14 protein-coding genes are annotated in these 17,558 nt (G+C 38.6%); 11 read left to right on the top strand and 3 right to left on the bottom strand.

Annotation, left to right across the window (positions count from 1 at the left end; genetic code table 11):
* Positions 1–50 precede the first annotated feature (50 nt).
* Positions 51–866 (top strand): phospholipase A, encoded by an 816-nt coding sequence (locus MUN53_RS03825; RefSeq protein ID WP_394803037.1) that lies wholly within the window; start codon positions 51–53, stop codon positions 864–866.
* Positions 867–950: 84 nt separating this feature from the next.
* Here the strand turns inward: MUN53_RS03825 and MUN53_RS03830 are convergent, their stop codons facing one another.
* Positions 951–2,444, bottom strand: a complete 1,494-nt coding sequence (locus MUN53_RS03830; RefSeq protein WP_243323501.1) for an IMP dehydrogenase — start codon at positions 2,442–2,444, stop codon at positions 951–953.
* Between the two features lie 170 nt (positions 2,445–2,614).
* The gene (locus tag MUN53_RS03835) at positions 2,615–3,901 is read right to left on the bottom strand and encodes a M64 family metallopeptidase (RefSeq protein WP_243323503.1); all 1,287 of its coding nucleotides are present in this window, start codon (positions 3,899–3,901) and stop codon (positions 2,615–2,617) included.
* 355 nt (positions 3,902–4,256) lie between these two features.
* On the opposite strand from MUN53_RS03835, the gene MUN53_RS03840 reads away from it, so the two are divergent.
* The 4 genes from MUN53_RS03840 to MUN53_RS03855 all read left to right on the top strand — a co-directional run bounded on the left by MUN53_RS03840 (position 4,257) and on the right by MUN53_RS03855 (position 10,691).
* Positions 4,257–5,441: an N-acetylmuramoyl-L-alanine amidase family protein gene (locus tag MUN53_RS03840; RefSeq protein WP_243323558.1), complete on the top strand. Its 1,185-nt coding sequence runs from the start codon at positions 4,257–4,259 to the stop codon at positions 5,439–5,441.
* Between the two features lie 28 nt (positions 5,442–5,469).
* On the top strand, positions 5,470–6,354 hold the full coding sequence (locus MUN53_RS03845; RefSeq protein ID WP_022455712.1) for an MlaD family protein: 885 nt from the start codon (positions 5,470–5,472) through the stop codon (positions 6,352–6,354).
* Between the two features lie 360 nt (positions 6,355–6,714).
* Positions 6,715–8,109, top strand: a complete 1,395-nt coding sequence (dnaA, locus tag MUN53_RS03850) for a chromosomal replication initiator protein DnaA (protein ID WP_243323559.1) — start codon at positions 6,715–6,717, stop codon at positions 8,107–8,109.
* 41 nt (positions 8,110–8,150) lie between these two features.
* Positions 8,151–10,691 (top strand): adenosylcobalamin-dependent ribonucleoside-diphosphate reductase, encoded by a 2,541-nt coding sequence (locus MUN53_RS03855; protein WP_022455709.1) that lies wholly within the window; start codon positions 8,151–8,153, stop codon positions 10,689–10,691.
* 73 nt (positions 10,692–10,764) lie between these two features.
* Here the strand turns inward: MUN53_RS03855 and MUN53_RS03860 are convergent, their stop codons facing one another.
* Positions 10,765–11,160, bottom strand: coding sequence for a bactofilin family protein (locus MUN53_RS03860; RefSeq protein ID WP_243323504.1), 396 nt, complete (start codon positions 11,158–11,160; stop codon positions 10,765–10,767).
* A 121-nt stretch (positions 11,161–11,281) separates the two neighbouring features.
* Here MUN53_RS03860 and folB point away from each other — a divergent pair, with 121 nt between their 5' ends.
* The 6 genes from folB (at position 11,282) to MUN53_RS03890 (ending at position 17,549) form a co-directional block, all read left to right on the top strand.
* Positions 11,282–11,635: a dihydroneopterin aldolase gene (folB, locus tag MUN53_RS03865; protein ID WP_243323505.1), complete on the top strand. Its 354-nt coding sequence runs from the start codon at positions 11,282–11,284 to the stop codon at positions 11,633–11,635.
* Positions 11,636–11,675: 40 nt separating this feature from the next.
* A complete protein-coding gene (locus MUN53_RS03870) occupies positions 11,676–13,124 on the top strand; it encodes a monomeric [FeFe] hydrogenase (RefSeq protein WP_243323506.1) in 1,449 nt (482 codons plus the stop codon).
* A 162-nt stretch (positions 13,125–13,286) separates the two neighbouring features.
* Positions 13,287–14,030: a copper homeostasis protein CutC gene (locus MUN53_RS03875; protein ID WP_243323507.1), complete on the top strand. Its 744-nt coding sequence runs from the start codon at positions 13,287–13,289 to the stop codon at positions 14,028–14,030.
* A gap of 67 nt (positions 14,031–14,097) precedes the next feature.
* Positions 14,098–14,865, top strand: a complete 768-nt coding sequence (locus tag MUN53_RS03880; protein ID WP_245406144.1) for a type III pantothenate kinase — start codon at positions 14,098–14,100, stop codon at positions 14,863–14,865.
* Positions 14,852–16,153 carry a hypothetical protein gene (locus MUN53_RS03885; protein ID WP_243323509.1) on the top strand — a complete coding sequence of 434 codons (1,302 nt, stop codon included), beginning with the start codon at positions 14,852–14,854 and terminating at the stop codon, positions 16,151–16,153. The genes MUN53_RS03880 and MUN53_RS03885 overlap by 14 nt, the downstream gene beginning before the upstream one ends.
* Positions 16,154–16,184: 31 nt before the next feature.
* The gene (locus tag MUN53_RS03890) at positions 16,185–17,549 is read left to right on the top strand and encodes a tetratricopeptide repeat protein (protein WP_243323511.1); all 1,365 of its coding nucleotides are present in this window, start codon (positions 16,185–16,187) and stop codon (positions 17,547–17,549) included.
* Positions 17,550–17,558 lie beyond the last annotated feature (9 nt).

Genomic DNA, 17,558 nt, shown 5'->3' on the forward strand with positions numbered 1-17,558 from the left:
TTAAAATGATTGGTTAAAGAGAGATGAATAGATATATTATTCTTGTGTGTATGTGTTTCTTTGCGTCTTTATCGTGGGGACAGATTTTAGAGGAGAAGAACGAAGCAGTGAAAGTGAAGTACAATGCGGATAGTGTGCGTGCTGAATTGGATAAGATGCCTTATTTTACGTTGTTCCGTGACAACTATTTTTCAGGCGGTATTCCTTTAGGTACCAAACCGACGGGGCATAATTCGGATGTGAAGTTCCAATTGAGTATTTCCCAGAGACTGACGAAAAGTAAACTTCCTTTCGATTCTTATTTATTCATTCAATATACGCAGAAAGCTTTTTGGGATGTGTTTCGGGAATCGCTTCCGATGCGTGACCTGAACTTTAATCCGGGAATCGGATTAGGACATCTGATCATCCGTCATAATAAATATATCGGAAAGGCTTATTTGATGCTGGAACATGAATCGAACGGAAAGGACAGTATCGACTCTCGAAGTTGGAATAAGATAACTTTCTCGTGGGCTTTGGTCTTGAATGATAATTGGGAAACTCAGTTTAAAACCTGGATTCCGATTATTGATGGAGAGAACAATAAAGACATCCTGAAGTATAATGGTATCTTTCAATTTGCCGTAAACTATCGGACTTGTAATAAACGTTTGCAGATAGGAGCATTGATTACTCAAAGGAAAGACTGGTTCGGGTTTAATACACAACTCGAATTAAGTTATAAGTTCAATAAACGGGAAAACCAGTTCTTCTTTATCCAATATTATAATGGTTATGGTGAGAATTTATTGGAGTATAATCAATATAAAAATATGCTTCGGGTAGGCTTTGTGATCAAACCACAGGACTTCAGTTTGTATTAACAACTTATTGATATAAAATGAAACAAGTGTATCAAACCCATATCTTAATTGGTTCGATACACTTGTTTTTATATTTATCAGGAATTAATTCTGATCTTTCAGAATAACGTCGTGAGCTCCACCTTCTACGATTGAAGTTGAAGAAACCAAGGTGATTTTAGCGCTCTTCTGTAACTGTTCAATGGTGATTGAACCACAGCTGCACATAGTAGCCTTGATTTTGCCTAACGTTACTTCCAGGTTGTCTTTCATCTTTCCGGCATAAGGAACGTAACTGTCAACACCTTCTTCAAATTTCAGTGCTTCATTTCCGCCCATGTCATAACGCTGCCAGTTTTTAGCTCGGTTAGAACCTTCTCCCCAGTATTCTTTAACGAAACTGTTTCCGATCTTTAATTTTTTGGTAGGTGATTCGTCGAAGCGGGCAAAGTAACGTCCCATCATCAAGAAGTCTGCACCCATTGCCAATGCCAATACCATGTGATAATCATGAACTAAACCACCATCGCTACAGATAGGTACATAAATACCTGTCTTTTCATAGTAAGCATCGCGTGCTCTTGCTACATCAATCAAAGCTGTAGCCTGTCCGCGTCCGATACCTTTTTGCTCACGTGTGATACAAATAGAACCTCCTCCGATACCAACTTTCACGAAATCGGCTCCTGCTTCTACCAAATAGTTGAAACCTTCCTGATCAACTACGTTTCCGGCACCAACCAATAGTTTGTCTCCGTAAGTTTCTTTGATCCAACGAAGTGTATCATATTGCCATTCAGAATAACCGTCAGAAGAGTCAATACATACTACATCAACTCCTGCAGCTACCAATGCCGGAACACGATCTTTGTAATCGCGGGTATTGATACCGGCTCCCACTAACAATGTTTTATCTTTGCCCGACAATTCATTGGGGTTTTCGTGGTGGCTGTCGTAATCTTTACGGAATACGAAATATTGTAAGTTCTGATTCTTGTCGATAATAGGCAATGTATTTAATTTATGATCCCAGATGATTTGGTTGGCTTCTTTCAGTGTTACACCTAATTCACCGACAATCAGTTTCTGGAAAGGAGTCATAAAGTCTTTTACCGGAGTTGCAGGATCATCCTTTTCAACCCGATAATCACGACTGGTTACCATACCCAGCAATTTCCCGTTAGGTGTTCCATCTTCAGTAATACCTATGGTTGAGTGCCCGGTCTTTTTAACCAATGCTATTACATCCTTCAAGGTATGGTTGGGTGTCAGGTTTGAATCACTAACAACGAATCCAGCTTTGAATTTCTTTACTTTGCGAACCATTTCTGCCTGGCTTTCGATTGGCTGAGAACCGAATATAAACGACAAACCGCCGTTTCGAGCTAATTCAATAGCCAAATCAGGACCTGAAACAGATTGCATGATAGCTGATACAAACGGGATATTAAGTTCGATAACTGCTTTTTCGCCAGCTTTGTGTTTAACAAGAGGAGTTTTGAGCGATACGTTCGCCGGTGTACATTCTTTTGTTGTTAACCCAGGAATAAGCAAGTATTCACCAAAAGTTCTTGATACATCATTTAAGTAAATTGCCATAAGATTCTATTTATTTACTGGATGAAAGTTTTATCTTGCAAAGATAAGGATTTTACTTGGAATTATGCGTTGTGTCTGAAAAGTTTCTTTCCCCTTTCAAACAAAAAAGGAAATCTCTTGCTCTAAACAAAAGATTCCCTTTTTTCTGCCCAGAAGTAATCTGGCAGGGATCAGTATTTCTTGTCGCAGTAGTAATCAATCATCCGGTGAATGGCTCTTGTACATGCCGGACAGAAAGGTGCATAGTCGCGCATCATACAGTGATCCATCGGGCGATATATACCTTTCGATAAATAACCACCGCCTTCAAAAACGCCACATTTATCTTTATGGGCATCATCTAATGGAGTCGGAACCGGTGTATTAGCCGGTAATAAGTCTTTCCACTTGGCATTAAAATTCACCAATGTGGTAATGTTGGGTTCCCAAGGTTCGTATTTCAGATTATAGAAATCGTTGTAGGCTACTTCAGAGGAGAAGTATTCGTCGGCAAGTCCGGCGAAACTGTGTCCGAATTCGTGTGTGAAAACAACCGGAGTTTTAGGATGATCGGCTGTACCACAGGCATAGAAGTTATACATTCCTCCGCCTCCGTAGGTGTCGGCATTGATGAGAATGAAGATCGCGTCGGTAGGAACGTTCCAGACTGCATCACGGATTGACTTCATGTCTCGGGTCGTTAAATAGCGATCAATACCGAATGTGTAATAGCCTGTATTGAAAGCGGTGTTCTTAAATACACCTTTACCAGAACTGTCTGTACCGGATTCTTCAGAAATACAACCAACAGCCCATACGTTAAAGTCATTTTTACGCTGGTCGTATGGGGGTGTTTTGAACAAAGCTTCCATAAATCGTTTGGCATCGGCTACAAATTTATCTTGTTCGGCAGCAGTATAACCTTCGGCCAAGAAGACCAGATCGACTTTTTCATGCGAATCTCCGTTACTTAGAATAGGAGTTACCCGATTGGCCTTTAAGTTTCCCTGGTCAATAAAGATACTGGTCGGATCGATGTCCATTTTTAATAAGGTATGAAACTGCATGTCGTTCCGGTCGCGTGCCGTCAATTCCATGACAATTGGATTCTTGGGATAGGGAACAGATACACTGTTAGTCCAAGCTTGTGTCTCTGTATTGGCTTGGTCGGTTGTTCTCCATTCCTCAAATAAGGTATTGAATCCGCGGGAGTAGATCAATTTGTTTGTTGCTTTGTCATAGATATTGACGTAATAACCTCCATAATAAAATTGATCAATCAAGTTGTTCAAAGGTCCGCTCCATACCGGTTCCTTTCGTAATTGTTCAATCGCAGCAGATTGTTGCTTTGCGTTTCCACTTAAGGAAAAATCAATTCGCAGACTTTTTCTTTCAAAAAAAGTGTCGAATGTTGTTTGGGCAAACAAACTCGGTATAATACAGAGAATGCCTAAAATTAAATGTATTGTTTTTTTCATAAAGCTGTTGTTTTTTGCAAATGTACTGTTTTTAGCTTAAAATAAACTTGGTTTTGGGATGAAAATATAGGGGAATAATTGTTTGATAGTTACTTTTTATATTTTTGACAGATATGCTAAAGCTTTTCCATATTTGTCAAAAAGCTTTATCACATATATGGAAAAGCTTTTCGACAACTGTCAAAAAATAACATTCTAATAAGAACCAGTTTTGGGGAAATCCGAATAGCTCTTAATTATATCTAAAGTTTTGCCAGTCAAATTAAAAAAACATTACCTTTGTGACCGAATTTTTCAATAATGCCAGAAGGTGATTCGTAGATTATTGTATATTATACCATTTGCATTGTTCTTAATGGCTGCTACGATGCTGGTGCAAGCAGCAGAACGAAATTTTGTTGTGGTGATAGATGCTGGTCACGGAGGAAAAGATCCGGGAGCACGGGGGAAAATCATCAACGAGAAATCTATAAATTTATCGGTCGCCTTAAAACTGGGAAAGCTCATTTCCAGTAAACATTCAGATGTGAAAATTGTTTATACCCGTAGTACTGACAAATTTGTAGAATTGGATGAACGTGCAGAAATAGCTAATCGGAATAAAGCCGATTTGTTTATATCCATTCATACGAACTCGGTGGCTAAAGGGAATCAGGCAAAAGGAACGGAAACCTATACATTGGGTTTGGCTCGTACGGAAGAAAACCTGGCAGTGGCGATGCGGGAGAATTCGGCGATCTTACTGGAAGATGATTATCAGCAGAAGTATGAGGGATTTGATCCGAATTCGACGGAATCGTATATTATATTTGAGTTTATTCAAAATAAGCACATGCAGCAAAGCGTTGCCTTTGCTTCTGAAATACAAACCCGCTTTGCTTCGTCGAGACGTGAAGATCGGGGTGTTCGCCAGGCGGGTTTCTTGGTCTTGCGGAAGACTAGTATGCCGAGCGTATTGATAGAAGTCGGGTTTATTTCAAATAGAGACGAAGAACGTTATTTGGCTTCAGAATCCGGACAGCAGCAATTGGCCAAGGCGATATCCGATGCTTTTGACCGTTACAAGCAGGAGTATGATGTCCGGCAGGTCGGCTCGTTGGGAAAAGGAAGAGCTGAAGTCAGAACAACCGTTGCGGAATCTGCAGTACCGGCCGTAACAATGGAAGCAGAGGATACGAATTTTGATGAGAATCCTCCTGCCGGAAGTGAGGAAGATATCTTGCGGAAGAAGAAAGCACGTCTGGCAGCTCAGGCGAAAGCCGAAGAGATGTCTTCTGAAACGGTTTCGCAAGAGCCGATACAGACCGGTACGATTTATAAGATTCAGATCTTGACATCGGATAAGCCGCTTTCATCGAATTCTCGTTTGTTGAAAGGCTATGATCCGGTTGAATGCGTAAAGGGAAAACGTATTTACAAATACTTTTATGGATCAACGTCTAGTTATAAAGAGATCAAGCAGCTATGGCGTAAAACCGTAAAAGACTTTAAAGATGCATATATTGTAGTCTTTAAAGATGGAAAGCAGGTAAATAATTAATTTGAAACTAAAAAAATAACAGGATAAGATGAAAAAAGTATTCACCAAAGAAGCAAAGATAGGATTAGTGTCAATAATCAGCCTGATCTTACTTTATTGTGGAATCAATTATTTGAAAGGTATTAATTTGTTCAAGCCGGTAAATCACTATGAGGTCGTATTCTCGAATGTAAAGGGTGTTACTATTTCAAGCCCTGTTTATGTAGAAGGATTTAAAGTTGGTCTGGTACGTGAAATCCGTTACGATTATGAGTCAAAAGATAAGATCCTTGTGGATATCAGTCTGGAAGATGAGATGAAGATAAATAAGGGAAGTTATATAAGCATCGTCAATAGTTTTTTGGGAGGTGCTGAACTTCATATCCATTTGAATAAATTCGTTTCAGATTATTATAAGCCGGGAGATAGCATTGAAGGCCGGATGACGGAAGATATGATGCAGTCTGTTCAAGAAGATCTGTTACCTTCGGTTGAGGCCATGCTGCCGAAGATTGATTCAATCTTGGGAGGTTTGGAAAAGATCGTGAATCATCCAGCTTTGACTCAGTCATTGGAGCATGTGGAAAAATCGACAGCCAACCTGGAAGTTTCAACTCGCCAGTTAAATCAGTTGTTGGCAAGCGATGTTCCGGTGATTGTTTCGAACCTGAAAACGATCACTGCCAATTTCTCGGATGTGAGTGGCGAGTTGAAAACATTAGATTTGCAATCAACCGTTCAAAGCATCAATGCTACGCTCGCTAATCTGAAAGTAACGACAGAGAAGTTTAATTCGAAGGACAATACCTTAGGTTTGCTTCTGAACGATCGGGCTTTGTATGATAACTTGAATGCAACCACAGATAATGCCTCAAAACTATTATTGGATTTGCGTGAGAATCCGAAGCGTTATGTGCATTTCTCGGTATTTTGATTAGGAGAAAAGAATATAGAAAATTTACTTTTGTCTTTCTGATTTTCGGATATTCTTTTTGATGAATCAAGGTGGTAGTATAAAATCTTCTTTTTTAGAAGGATAGGCTTTATTGTCTGTTTGCTTTCTGCTAACCGGGTTTTGACAAAATGATAATGAAAATTGGGCTTTTGGTTTAATTCTTCTATCTTTAAAAATATAAATACCTGATTATTAGGATGGTATATTAAGTTGTTGAGATTAAGCTAGATAAATTTATTTGTAAATTACAAGACAAATAGGATTTTTTTTTTTAGAATTTATTTCTAAACTTTGCAGTCCGAATAAGAGCGAAAAAAAGTTTTGGGAGAAATAAAAACGATGCAGTCTGATTGTCAAATATTGTGGAATAAGTGCCTGGAAATTATTAGGGACATCATCCCGGAGGAACAGTTTAATACGTGGTTTCGTCCGATAATTCCTTATTCATTTAATGAAAAGAAGGAATTTAGGATATTGGTACCCTCAAATTTCTTTGGTGAATATATAGAAGCTAATTTCCAGAATTTATTGATGCCTGTTGTTCAGCGAGTAATGGGGGCTGAGGTGTCTTTGATATATCGTGTGGCTACTTATGGTGATGTGACAGATGAAGGATCTATGATGGATTGTCATCCGGAACCCACTGTAAAAGCTGCTCCTGTTCGTTCTACCGTACCTGGTTTGTTTGATCAGCGTGCTCCTCAGGATTGGAATTCTTACTTGAATCCTAAATATAGTTTTGATAACTATTTTGAGGGCGAAAGTAATAAGTTGGTTCGTTCAGCCAGTGAGGCTATTGCCCAGAATCCGGGAAAGACTGCCTTTAATCCGATGTTTATTTTTGGTGCATCTGGTGTGGGTAAAACCCATTTGTGCCATGCAATAGGTAATCGGATTCAGGAACTGCATCCCAATAAAAAGGTGTTGTATGTATCTGCACATCTGTTTAGTACCCAATTTACAGATGCTGTTCGTAAAAACAACGTAAATGATTTCTTGTATTTTTACCAGGGTGTTGATGTGTTGTTGCTGGATGATGTACAGGAATTTATTGGTAAGGATAAGACACAGAATACGTTTTTCCATATATTTAATCATTTACACATGCTGAATAAGCAGCTTGTTTTGACATCGGATAAGCCTCCGGTGGAACTTCAGGGTATGGAAGAGCGTCTGTTTACCCGTTTGAAGTGGGGATTGACAGCCGAATTAAGTCGTCCGGATTTGGATTTACGAAAGAAAATCCTGAAAAATAAGATGAGCCATGATGGTATCGTAATACCGGATGACGTATTTAATTTCATTGCAAACAATGTAACGGAAAATGTTCGGGATCTGGAAGGCATATTGGTTTCATTGATGGCAAATTCATTGGTGAACAACAAGGAAATAGATATGTCTTTGACCAAACGTGTGGTAAGCTTATCTGTTCGTTTGGAAAAGAAGCAGATTTCAGTTCAGTCAATTCAGGAAACTGTTTGCAAGTACTTTAATCTGGAGCAGGCTGCTATTCAAACGAATTCTCGTAAACGTGAAATAGTTCAAGCACGCCAAATAACCATGTACTTGGCGAAGAAATATACAGATTGTTCTTTCTCTCATATTGGGAAGATTGTTGGAAAGAAAGACCACGCAACAGTTTTGCATGCGTGCAAAACTATCAAGGACCAGATAGATACCAATAAGTCTTTCCGTACTTCTGTTGAAGAAATCGAGAGTCTACTGAAAGGTTAATTCTAAATATTGTAATTATTGATTTATATAAATGAATAGCTGTGGAACGTAAAATCTATACTTTTGACGAAGCTTATAAGGCATCGTTAGAATACTTCACCGGTGATGAACTAGCGGCGAAAGTATGGGTAAATAAATATGCCTTAAAAGATGCTTTTGGAAATATTTATGAGCAGTCGCCGGTGGATATGCATTGGCGTTTGGCCCGTGAAATAGCTCGGATTGAGAATAAGTATCCTAATCCATTATCCGAGCAGGAACTGTTTGATCTTTTTGATCATTTCCGTTATATAATTCCTCAGGGAAGTCCGATGACAGGAATCGGAAATGATTATCAGGTTGCTTCCTTGTCCAATTGCTTTGTCATAGGTTTAGACGGCCCGGCTGATTCATATGGAGCTATTATCCGAATTGATGAGGAACAGGTTCAGTTGATGAAACGCAGAGGTGGTGTGGGACATGATTTATCTCATATCCGTCCGAAAGGTTCACCTGTGAAAAATTCGGCTTTGACCTCAACAGGTCTTGTTCCTTTTATGGAGAGATATTCCAATTCTACCCGTGAAGTAGCACAGGATGGCCGTCGTGGAGCCTTGATGCTTTCGGTATCTATTAAGCATCCGGATTCAGAATCCTTCATCGATGCTAAAATGGTAGAGGGGAAAGTGACAGGAGCCAATGTTTCCGTCAAGATTGATGATGAATTCATGGATGCTGTCATCCATAATAAAATGTATCGTCAGCAATATCCTATTCATTCAGATAATCCAGAATATGTAAAAGATATAAATGCTGCAGCATTGTGGGAAAAGATTATCCATAACGCATGGAAGTCGGCAGAACCGGGAGTACTATTCTGGGATACTATTCTGCGTGAATCTGTAGCAGACTCGTATGCTGATTTAGGATTCCGTACTGTATCAACCAATCCTTGTGGTGAAATACCTTTGTGTCCGTACGATAGCTGTCGCTTGCTGGCAATCAATCTTTATTCTTACGTGGTTAATCCTTTTACGAAAGATGCTTATTTTGATTTTGATTTGTTCAAGAAGCATATCGGATTAGCTCAGCGTATCATGGATGATATTATTGATTTGGAATCTGAAAAGATTGAATTGATATTAAAGAAGATCGAATCAGATCCTGAATCGATGGAAATTAAGCAGCCGGAGCATTATCTGTGGGAAAAAATTCAGCGAAAGACTTTGATGGGACGTCGTACCGGAGTTGGTATTACGGCAGAAGGAGATATGCTGGCTGCATTGAATTTGCGTTACGGCACAGAAGAAGCTACTGATTTTGCAGAGAAGGTTCAGCGTACATTGGCTTTGGCGGCTTATCGTTCGTCTGTGAATATGGCAAAAGAACGTGGTGCGTTTGAAATATATGATGCCAAGCGTGAAGAAAAGAATCCGTTTATTAATCGTATAAAAGAAGCAGATCCTTCCTTGTATGAGGATATGGTGAAATATGGTCGTCGTAATATCGCTTGTTTGACCATTGCTCCTACAGGAACGACCAGTTTGATGACACAGACAACTTCCGGAATAGAACCTGTCTTTTTACCCGTTTACAAACGTCGTAGAAAAGTAAATCCGAATGATGCGGATGCCCGGGTTGACTTTGTGGATGAAACTGGCGATGCTTTTGAGGAATATATCGTATTTCATCATAAGTTTGTGACTTGGATGCAGGCCAATGGTTATTCTGTAACGAAAAAATACACGCAAGAGGAAGTTGATAGTTTAGTTGAAAAGTCTCCTTATTTTAAAGCAACTTCAAATGATGTAGATTGGTTGCAGAAAGTCCGGATGCAAGGACGTATTCAGAAATGGGTTGATCATTCAATTAGTGTGACTATTAATCTGCCCAATAATGTGACGGAAGATTTGGTAAACCAATTATATGTTGAAGCTTGGAAAAGTGGATGTAAAGGTTGTACGGTTTACCGGGATGGTTCTCGCTCGGGCGTGTTGATCGCAACAGACAAGAAGAAAAAGAAAGATGATTGCAATTGTATGCAACCACCGGTTATTGTTTCTACTCGTCCTCGAGAATTGGAAGCCGATGTTGTTCGCTTTCAAAATAAGAAGGAGAAATGGATTGCGTTTGTTGGTTTGTTGAATGGCCGTCCATACGAGATCTTTACAGGATTAGCTGATGACGAAGAAGGAATCATGGTTCCGAAAAATATATTAAAAGGTTCGATCATCAAGAGCTATGATGAAGATGGAAAGAAACATTATGATTTCCAATTTAAGAACAAGCGGGGCTATAAGATGACAATAGAAGGATTGGATGGTAAGTTTGATCCTGAATATTGGAACTATGCTAAACTGATTTCCGGAGTATTGCGCTATGGTATGCCTATTGATCAGGTTATTAAGTTGGTTCAAGGAATGGACTTAAGCAATGAATCAATCAATACATGGAAAAATGGAGTTGAGCGAGCCTTGAAAAAGTATTTGCCTAATGGTACGGAAGCTAAAGGACAGAAATGTCCTAATTGCGGTCAAGAAACCTTGGTTTATCAAGAAGGTTGCTTGATTTGTACTAATTGTGGAGCTTCTCGTTGCGGATAAAATCTATATAAATAATTATGTAATAGTAACCTTCTGATTGATGCAATTTGTTTTTGATCAGAAGGTTTTTTATTTATTTCTGCTTGGGTGAATTCTTTTCAGGAAGGCGACTGGTGTTATCCATGGTACATTTCCCGTTGAAAACAGCGTTCGGTTCAATTTCTATATTAGGAGCTGTAATATCTCCTTGAATTGTTGCGGTCGCTTTTAATACGAGTTTGGTACTTACATGGATGGAACCAGTCACATTGCCATGTATTTCAGCATTGTTTGAAGTGATGTTGCCATTGACACATCCTTTAGGACCGACAACGATTTTTGCTTGACAAATGATATCACCTTCGACTTTTCCATCAAGTCTGAAGTCTGTATCTGTAGAAATGTTCCCTTTAATCGTAGTTCCGGCAACTAGCACATTGTGTAGGCCGTTACTTGTTTGTTCTTCGTTCTTTTGTTTGTTTCCAATCATAAGGCAATTTATAGCGAATGTTTTGCAAATATAGACTATTTTTTTGCAGAGACGTTTAATTTAGGCTATATTTAAACCCGAATTATGAGTTCGAAAAACTCCATAAATGGAATGATTGGGTATGACAACTAAGATTGAATTAAAGTCAATGAGATTTTATGCTTATCACGGCGTTGATCCACAGGAGACTCGGGTAGGCAACTGGTTTATTGTTGATTTGATGGTGACAGTCGATCTTGTTCAGGCTATTGAAAATGATAACTTGGATAGTACAATTAATTATGCAGAGATATATGAGGTTGTTAAGTCGGAAATGAATGTACCTTCAAAGTTAATTGAGCATGCGGCCGGAAGGATTCTAAAATCATTGAGAAGGCGTTTCCCTCAAATAGAACATATTCAGCTTAAGCTGGCTAAACAGAATCCTCCATTTGGAGGCGATGTACAAAGTGCAGCAATATTATTGGAAGATTAAAAGAAATTATTTCAAAATAAAAGGATAAATTAAAATGTATATGGCGTATACTAATAATGTAATGATCGTTCGTCATGGTCTGTTGGCTAATTTGGTGAAGTTATGGAAAGAAGACCGATTGGTTGAAGAAATTGACCGTTTGCCAATAGAAATGAGTCCTCGTCGTGCGAAACCTAAAGGGAGATGTTGTATATATAAAGAAAGAGCCGTCTTAAAATACAAGACATTGCCGTTGTTGGGTTTTGATATGAGTGACGAAAAAGACGAGCTGACCCCTTTATCAAGTTATGCTAGTCAGGCATTGGAACGCACAGAGAATCAAAAGGAAAATTTGATGTGTGTGATAGATGAGGCTTGTTCTTCTTGTGTTTCGGTCAATTATGAAATAACTAATTTGTGCCGTGGTTGCGTAGCGAGAAGTTGTTACATGAATTGTCCGAAAGATGCTATTCATTTCAAGAAAAACGGGAAAGCCGAGATCGACCATGACACCTGTATTAGCTGTGGAAAGTGTTATCAGAATTGTCCATATCATGCGATTGTCTATATACCAATACCTTGTGAAGAAGTTTGCCCTGTCAAAGCAATTAGTAAGGATGAGTATGGAGTCGAACATATTGATGAATCGAAATGTATTTATTGTGGTAAATGTTTGAATGCTTGTCCTTTTGGTGCAATATTTGAGATATCTCAAGTCTTTGATGTCTTGCAGCAAATTAAGAAAGGAACAGAAATTGTTGCTATAGTTGCTCCTTCTATACTGGGCCAGTTTGGATGTTCTAAAGAACAAATCTATGGTGCATTAAAGCAGGTAGGATTTACGGATATAGTGGAAGTGGCACAGGGTGCGATGGAAACGACAAGAAATGAGGCCGAGGAATTGAAGGAGAAACTTCATGAAGGACAAGCCTTCATGACAACAAGTTGTTGTCCTTCTTATATTCAGTTAGTGGAAAAACATATTCCGGACCTGAAGAAATATGTGTCGACAACAGGTTCTCCTATGTATTATACAGCCCGGATGGTGAAGGAGCAAAGACCTGATGCTAAAATTGTGTTTGTAGGACCTTGCGTAGCTAAACGAAAGGAAGTGAAAATGGATCCATGTGTGGATTATACGTTGACTTTCGAGGAAGTTGCTTCTATATTTACAGGAATGGGAATCAACTTAGATGTTGTTAAGCCATATTCTTTGTTGTCAACAGCATCCCGTGAGGCGTATGGATTTGCACAAACCGGTGGTGTTGTGAATGCCGTAAAAGTTTGTTTGCAGCAAGATTCTGTCAGTGCGATTCAGATTGCTGGTCTGAATAAAAAGAATGTGTCCTTGCTTAGAGCTTATGCAAAAACAGGAAAGGTGCCTGCTCAATTTGTCGAAGTGATGGCTTGTGAGGGCGGTTGTGTTACGGGACCGAGCGTTTATGGAGATAAGTCGGTTGGTCAAAAACAATTATTGAAGGAGCTGGCTAAAATAACAAGTGCGAAGTAACATAGGCTTTCAAAGAATTTGATGATTCATAGGTTGGAAATGCTTCGGGCAATTTTTTGATCCTTAAACGATATGGTTTCGAAAAGGATTGTATCTTTGTAGGATGTATTGCAGAATAAATAGCATTGGGATTTAACCAAAGGATTTAAGTTTTTAGAAGGAATGAAACGTATTATAGAAATATGCGCCAATTCAGCACAAAGTTGCGTGGAAGCTGAAGCAGGAGGTGCTTCTAGAGTAGAATTGTGTGCTGGTATTCCAGAGGGAGGAACTACTCCTAGTTATGGGGAGATAGTCATGGCAAAGCGATTGACTTCCCTGATAGATATTAATGTAATTATTCGCCCTCGGGGTGGTGACTTTTTATATACGGAAGCTGAGATAAATTCAATGTTGTTGGATATTGAATTGTGTAAGCAGCTGGGTGTTCATGGTGTCGTATTTGGGTGCTTGACGAAAGAAGGAGACATTGATGTCCCTTTGATGCAGAAATTGATAGAAGCAGCCAAACCTTTATCTGTAACCTGTCATAGGGCATTCGATGTTTGTCGTGATCCGTTTAAGGCGTTGGAGGAGTTGATAGCGTTAGGATGTGATCGGATTTTGACATCTGGACAACAATCAGATGCCGTTAAAGGTATTCCTTTGATTAAAGAACTTGTAGAAAAAGCTGCCGGACGAATTATTATTATGCCGGGTTGTGGCGTGAGAGATACCAATATAGTTCAGATTGCACGTGAGACTGGTGCTGTAGAGTTTCATACATCAGCAAGAAGCATTGTATACAGTCAGATGGAATTCAGAAATGAAAAGGTTCCTATGGGTAGTAATAGTGTCTCGTCTGAATTTGAAACGGTACAGACGGATCGTAAAAAAGTGGCCCTTTGTGTCTATGGTGAGGAGTAAATAGATGCGGTGAAATAAGAATTTGGTGTAAATACGAAAGAAAAACGAAAAGAATGGAGCTTATTTCATGAATTTTGTTTTCCTTTGCGAAAAATATCATTTTGAGGTGAATTTAATCATAGAACAAGGAAACACATCTACGAAGGTGGCTATCTATGCAGAAGGTAATTTAAAAGCATCTTTTGTGTATAAAACTTTTGATAAGAGTAAGTTAAAGCCGTTGTTTGATGTTTATTCGTTAGACAAAGGTATATATTCGACAGTTGCCGATGTGGATGAAGATTTAATAGCTTATTTAAAGGAGTGTCTTTCTTGTTTTATTTATTTTGATAACGATGTTCGATTACCTATCACTATCAAATATAAAACACCTCATACATTGGGAAAGGATCGCATTGCGGCTGTTGTGGGTGCTTACTACCTTCAGCCGAATCGGAACATTCTGATTATCGATGCGGGAACGTGTATTACTTATGAATTATTGGAAGCTTCCGGTTCATATTTGGGTGGAAATATATCTCCGGGTATGACAACGCGGTTCAAGGCTTTGAATGATTATACTAAAAAGTTACCTCTGGTAAATGAGAGGGAAGAGGTTCCTTGTTGGGGAACTTGTACGGAAGATGCTATCCGGGCCGGTGTGGTGAATGGCATAGTGTTTGAAATGGATGGGTATATTGATAAAGCAAAAGAATTATATTCTGATGTTTTGGTTTTTTTAACGGGTGGACATTCGTTTTATTTTGAAAGCCGGTTAAAAAACTTCATCTTTGCAGACATTAATTTAGTGTTGACAGGATTAAATAGAATCTTAGAGTACAATGTTGAAAATTGAAAAGTTTATTTTGTCGGGAGTTTTGTTGTTGACTCAATTGTCGGTTTGGGGCCAAAACAATACAGCATCTCCATATACTCGTTTTGGATTTGGAGAAATAGCTGATCGTTCTTTTGGGGCTGGCCGTGCAATGGGAGGTGTAGGGATAGGATTGCGTTCTCCTGAACAAATAAATCCGATGAACCCTGCATCTTATAGTTGTATGGATTCTTTGACCTTTATCTTCGATTTTGGAGCGTCAATGAAAGCATCCTCGTTTAAAGATCAATCGAATCAGTACAATCATCTGAGTGGTAATTTAGAGTATATAGCTCTGCAGTTCCCTATAACCAGATGGTTGGCAATGAGTGCCGGGTTATTACCATACTCGTTTGTTGGTTATAAGTTTGGAGAAGTTTCAACTATTGGAGATGAAACTTATCAGAATACTTATTCAGGAACAGGTGGATTAAACGATCTCTATGGAGGTTTGTCTATAGATATATGGAAGAAGCGTTTGGCTGTTGGAGCGAACTTCGGTTTCTTGTTTGGTAATATAAATCACTCGCAGTATTTAGCTTTTTCGTCGAATGATAATTCTTCTTCTTCACCTTATATGAATCAGCGTATTCGTCAGATGAAGGTGAGAGATATGAAGATGGATTTTGGTTTGCAGTATACACATCCTCTGAGTGCTACGGAAAGTGTGACTTTAGGATTAACTTATTCTCCGTCAAATCAATTGGGCGTGAAAACTTATGATACAATTGAGAAGTTAAGTGTGACTAGTTCTGGAACTTCTGTGATTGAATCTTCTACAGATACAATTCAGGGGCTTCGTTATGATTTGCCTAATTCTTTTGGAGTTGGTTTGTCTTATATGAAAATAGATAAGCTGTTGTTGGCTGCCGATTTCTTATATGAAGATTGGAGTAATGCAAGCTTTATGGGAGAAAAAACATTCCAGAATCGTACACGTTTTGCTATCGGTGCTCAGTATGAACCTAATGCAAGAGCTAAAAATTACTTTAATCGTATTCGTTATCGTGCAGGTTTTCATTATGGCGATTCTTATATAAGAGTGAATCAGTCTGAGGAGAACGGAAATAAGGGATACGGTTATAAAGAATATGGCGCAAGCCTAGGTTTGGGATTGCCGTTGATTGACAATCGTTCAATAGTGAATGTTTCGTTTGAATATGTTAAAGTCAAACCGGAGCATGTATCTATGATTGATGAACAATATTTTCGCGTGACGGTGAATTATACATTTAATGAACGTTGGTTCTTTAAATTTAAATTGGATTAATAATATAGTTAACTTTAATTGAAAAATAGATATGAAGATCAAAGTATTATTATTAGCTCTTGGCTGTACAATGGGAACATTGGGAGCATACGCCCAAAAAGGGGTGGACAATGGAACTCAGTTTGGATCTGGTGAAGACAGTGTACGCTGTATCACTAACATTAGCTTGTTTGTACCTTATGCAAAAGGTGGTAATTTTAAAGACGCCTTAGAATTTTGGAAGATTGCTTACAATGAATGTCCGGCATCTACGAAGGACCTTTATTTGTATGGTGTACGAATCGTTTCTTGGCAGATTGAAAACGAAAAAGATCCTGCTAAGAAAGCTCAGCTGGTAAATGATTTGATGACAGTTTATGATAAACGTATCAAATACTTTGGAAATGATCGTAAGTATGGTAAAGATTGGATCATAGGAAACAAGGCTGAAGATTATGTAAAATATGCTGGAGACAATTTGGATGCGAATGCATTGTATGATTGGACAAAGTCAGCAATTGACGAAAAAGGTGACAAATGTGAAGTAAAGGCTGTTTCTTATTTTATGTTTGCTTCTTTGCGTAAAATGCAGGCTGATCCTAATTTCAAAGATCAATACATTCAAGATTATTTGAAAGCTGCAAGTATCATTGATGCTCAGATTAAGGTTGCAGAAGCTGCAAATAATGAAAAGGAATTGAAGACATTAAAGGCTTATCAAACAGCTGTGGAAACAGGTTTTGCAAACAGTGGAGCTGCAGACTGTGAGACTTTGCAGAATGTATATGCATCAAAGATTGAAGAAAATAAGACAAACTTGGATTTCTTGAAGCAGACAATTGCATTGTTGCGTAAATCTCGTTGTCAGGAAATTGAAGCTTATTTTGCTGCTTCAGGATATGCTCATGCTATTGAACCGACTGCAGAATCTGCAATGGGCTTGGCAAAACAGGCTGTAAAGAAACAGGATTACGAAACTGCTATCAAGTTCTTTGAAGAAGCTGCTAATATGGAAAGTGATGCTGCTACTAAAGCTGAAGACTATTATATGATTGCTCTGTTGACATTTGATCAGAAGAACTATTCTAAGGCAAGAGAATATTGTCGTCAGGCTATTTCTTTGAATGCTAATTATGGTGCACCTTATTTGTTGATTGGTAAAATGTATGCTGCAACATCTAAGAGTGTTTATCCAAATGATCCGGTGTTGGCAAGAGCCGTATATTATGCTGCTATTGATAAATTCCAGAAAGCTAAATCGGTTGATGCAAGCTGTGCAGAAGAAGCTAGTAGCTTGATCTCTTCTTACAGTGCTCACCTTCCTTCTACAGAAGAAGTATTTATGCACCCGGATTTGGAAAAGGGTAAATCATTTACAATTGGTGGTTGGATTGGAGAATCAACCGTTGTTAGATAATTATATATG

The sequence above is a fragment of the Parabacteroides faecalis genome, from assembly GCF_022809355.1.
Lineage (GTDB): Bacteria > Bacteroidota > Bacteroidia > Bacteroidales > Tannerellaceae > Parabacteroides > Parabacteroides faecalis.